The following is a 3,768-nucleotide window of genomic DNA, read 5'->3' as shown; positions in this document are numbered from 1 at the left end:
GTCGTGGGCTCGCACCGCGACGACGAAGAGGTCTTCGGCAAAGCTTATGACCCTCGCATCGTGCGGCGTATCTGGAGCTTCGTGAGGCCGTATCAGAACCGGATTTTCATCTCAGTCGCCGCGGTGCTGGTGTTCACGCTGACCCAGCTGGCGATCCCGCTGGTCATCCGCTACGCCATCGACCACGGCATGACGGCTGGCAAGCTCGACCAATCGGTAATGATCGCCGCGATCAGCGCTTTCGCCGTGATCATCCTGATCAACTATGCTGCCAGCTATGTGCAGGAAAGCGTCGTCGGCAAGGTGGCCGAAAACGTGCTGTCGGACCTGCGCCGCGCCATGTTCAGCCATCTGCAACGGGTCTCGCTGAGCTTCATGGACAAGACCGAGGTCGGCCGGCTGATGTCGCGCCTGCAGGGCGACGTCAATTCGATGCAGGAATTCCTCGAAACATCGGTGATGTCGGTAGGCGACATCGTGCTGTTGTTCGGCATCGTCAGCGTGCTTTTGTGGCTCGATTTCCGACTGGGCCTGCTGACGCTGTCGACCATGCCGGTGCTGTTCATCGTGCGCCTTTTCTGGCTGCCGCGCGCCAAGGTCGCCTTCATGGCCGCGCACGAAACCAACTCGATCGCCAACGGCGCACTGGCCGAAGGCATCCATGGCGTGCGCACGGTGCAGAGCCTCGAGCGCCAGCACGTCAATTTCGACCTCTACGACGAAAAGGTGCTGGCCAACCTCAATGCCCATTTGAGGTCGGCGAAATACGCGCAGGTAATGGTGCCGATCGTCGACACGCTGACCGGCATCGCCATGGCAACTGTCATCGTCGTCGGCGGGTCGATGGTGCTCTCGCACAGCCTCGACATCGGCGTCATGGTGGCGTTCCTGTTCTACATCCAGCGCTTCTTCGACCCGATCCGCTCGCTGACCATGCAATACAGCGTCATGCAGCGCGCCATGGCTTCGGGCCAGCGCATCTCCGAAGTGCTCGACGTGCCGGTCGATGTCAGCGACAGGCAAGGTGCGGTGGCGCTGTCGCGCGATATGGACGGCTCGGTCGAGTTCAGGAACGTCACTTTCGGTTATAGGCCGAACCAGCCGGTGCTGAAGAACATCTCCTTCCGCGTCAACCCGGGCGAGACCGTAGCCCTTGTCGGCCCGACCGGATCGGGCAAATCCAGCTCGATGGCGCTGGTGCACCGCTTCTACGATGTCTGGTCGGGTGAGGTTCTGGTCGGCGGCCATGATGTGCGTGACCTCACCCAGGATTCGCTCGGCGATCAGGTGGCGATGGTGCTGCAGGAGCCGTTCCTGTTCTCCGGCTCGGTGCTGGAAAACATCCGCTACCACAAGACATCAGCCAGCCGCGAGGAGGTGGTCCGCGCCGCACAAGCCGTCGGCGCGCACGATTTCATCGAGAACCTGCCAGATGGCTACGATACCGAACTCGAGCAGCGCGGCGGCAATCTCTCGCTGGGCCAGCGCCAGCTGATCAGCTTCGCGCGCGCGCTGGTGGCGGATGCAAAGATCCTGGTGCTCGACGAAGCCACGGCCAGCATCGATTCCTACACCGAGATGCTGATCCAGAAGGCGCTGATCACGCTGCTGGAAGGCCGCACCGGGCTGGTCATCGCCCACCGTCTGGCCACTATCCGCGGCGCCGACCGCATCATCGTGCTGCAGAACGGCGAGATCGTCGAAAGCGGCAACCACGAACAGCTGATGGCAAGAAAAGGCCTCTACGCCCGCCTCTACAACATGAACTACGCCTCGTTCGACGACATTTCCGAAGGCGAGCTGGAACTGGACGCGGCAGTCGGCAAGGCGACGTGATTGGACCTGCAAACGACCGCAGGCGCCTAGGCCATTTCGGGGCGTTTTGAACCCTCGCGGATGGCCTTGTGCACGCCGCGTTGCAGATCCATGAATACAGGGCTTTCCATCACCTCTTCGCGGCGCGGGCGCTCGATATCCACGTTGAATGTCTGCGTGATACGTCCCGGGCCGATGCCCATGACGACGATGCGGTCCGACAGATAGACGGCCTCCTCCACATCATGGGTGACAAACAGGACGGTCAACCTGTGTTCCTCCCAGATCTGGGTCAGCAGTTCCTGCATCTGATGCCGGGTCAAGGCATCGAGCGCGCCGAAGGGCTCGTCCATCAACAGCATCTTGGGCCGGTAGGAAAGCGCGCGCGCAATGGCGACGCGTTGTTTCATGCCGCCCGAGAGTTCGGCTGGATAGCGGTCCGCACTACCAGACAGCTTGACGAGTTCGAGATGCTCCAGCGCGATCCTGCGGCAGGTCGGGCGATCGTAACCAGCGGCCTTGAGCGCAAACTCGATGTTCTGCCGCGCCGTCAGCCAGGGAAGCAGCGTGTAGGACTGAAAGACGACGCCACGGTCGAGTCCAGGCTGCAGGATCGGCGCGCCATCGATGCTGAGATCGCCCGCGTCGAAGTCCTGCAGTCCGGCCACGATCGACAGCAGCGTGCTCTTGCCGCAGCCCGACGTGCCGACCAGGGAGACAAACTCGTTGTCGGCAAGATCCAGGTTGATACCGCGCAGCACTTCCGTGCGCCGCTCGCCCGTGCCGAAGCTCTTGTGGAGACCGGCGATCCGCAATTTGGGGCTCATCGGCTGGACCTCATTGCGAGCGGCCCTCTTGCTTGAACAGCACCTTTTCCAGCGCCTTCATCACCTGGTCGGTGATGAGGCCGAGCAGGCCGAGCAGCAGGATGTAGCCGATGATGGTGTTGGTCTGGAAATAGCGCTGGGACACGGTGATGCGATAGCCGAGCCCCGAAGTGGCGGCGACGAGTTCGGCCAGCACCAGCCAGGTCCATGCCCAGCCCAAGCTGATGCGCAGCGTATCCCAGATGCCCGGCAAGGCGCTGGGCACGACGATGCGCGTCAGGATCTTGCGATCCGGCAGGCCTAGCGTGCGCCCAAGGCCGATGAAATCGGCTGGAACCCGTTTTACATTGTCCATGATCATCAGCACCTGCTGGAAGAACGTGCCGATGAAGATGATCAGGAATTTCTGCGAATCGCCGGTGCCAGCCCAAAGGATGGAGAGCGGCACGAAAGCGACGACCGGCATGTAGCGGATGAAATCCACCAGCGGCTCGATGGCCGCTTCCCAGGAACGGAAACTGCCAATCAGCACGCCGATCGGTATCGACAGGGCCGAGGCGATGAGGAAGCCGATGGAGATACGGTACATCGAGGCTTTGAGGTCCAGCCACAACGTGCCGTCGGCCGCGAGCTTGGCGATCTGCATAGCGACGCTGCCCGGCGATGGCAGGAAGATCGGCTTTACCAATCCCAGTCCGGTCGCCGCCCACCAGGCAAGGCCGAGCCCGACGAACACGGCCACCGCGATCACCAGGAAGCGCGACCTGGCGATGGGCACGCCGATGCCGGAGGATCGGCGACGCCTCGCCTGTTTCGTGGGACGAGCCGGATCCGTTTGAGCGGGACGCTCCCCGGGCATCTGCGTCACCACCGCGATCCGGCCTTGGTCATTCCGCCGCCTTGACGAACGACGGGTCGATCATCTGCTCCGGCGTCACATCGGCCTGCAGCAGCTTGGCGTTCTTGGCGGCGGCTTCGACATCGGCGAAGGTCTTGGTGGTGAAATCACCGGTCAGCGCCGCCTTGTTTTCGGCGAGTGAGTAGTAACGCACGCCGTCAAAGGCGGTGTTGAGGTCCTTGACGTCCGAACCGACAGCCTTGGCGATGATGGCGCGCCCACCGGGCG

Annotated in this window: 3 protein-coding genes and 1 pseudogene; 1 reads left to right on the top strand and 3 read right to left on the bottom strand. The window is 62.6% G+C overall.

Going from position 1 to position 3,768, the window contains the following annotated elements; translation table 11 throughout:
* The coding region (locus ENZ75_RS24740) for an ABC transporter ATP-binding protein (RefSeq protein WP_164887976.1) at window positions 1-1,836 on the top strand (1,836 nt) is incomplete at its 5' end.
* A gap of 26 nt (window positions 1,837-1,862) precedes the next feature.
* On the opposite strand, the gene ENZ75_RS24735 is transcribed toward ENZ75_RS24740, so the two are convergent.
* The 3 genes and pseudogenes from ENZ75_RS24735 to ENZ75_RS24725 form a co-directional block, all read right to left on the bottom strand.
* Complete coding sequence (locus tag ENZ75_RS24735) at window positions 1,863-2,642, bottom strand: ABC transporter ATP-binding protein (RefSeq protein WP_063168688.1); 780 nt, start codon at window positions 2,640-2,642, stop codon at window positions 1,863-1,865.
* 10 nt (window positions 2,643-2,652) lie between these two features.
* Window positions 2,653-3,420: an ABC transporter permease gene (locus ENZ75_RS24730; protein WP_027160903.1), complete on the bottom strand. Its 768-nt coding sequence runs from the start codon at window positions 3,418-3,420 to the stop codon at window positions 2,653-2,655.
* Window positions 3,421-3,529: 109 nt separating this feature from the next.
* A pseudogene (locus ENZ75_RS24725) lies at window positions 3,530-3,768 on the bottom strand (ABC transporter substrate-binding protein); the annotation flags it as partial.

The sequence above is a fragment of the Mesorhizobium sp. M7A.F.Ca.CA.002.04.1.1 genome, from assembly GCF_004022805.1.
Lineage (GTDB): Bacteria > Pseudomonadota > Alphaproteobacteria > Rhizobiales > Rhizobiaceae > Mesorhizobium > Mesorhizobium ciceri.
This window is presented reverse-complemented; position numbering and strand designations above follow the sequence as displayed.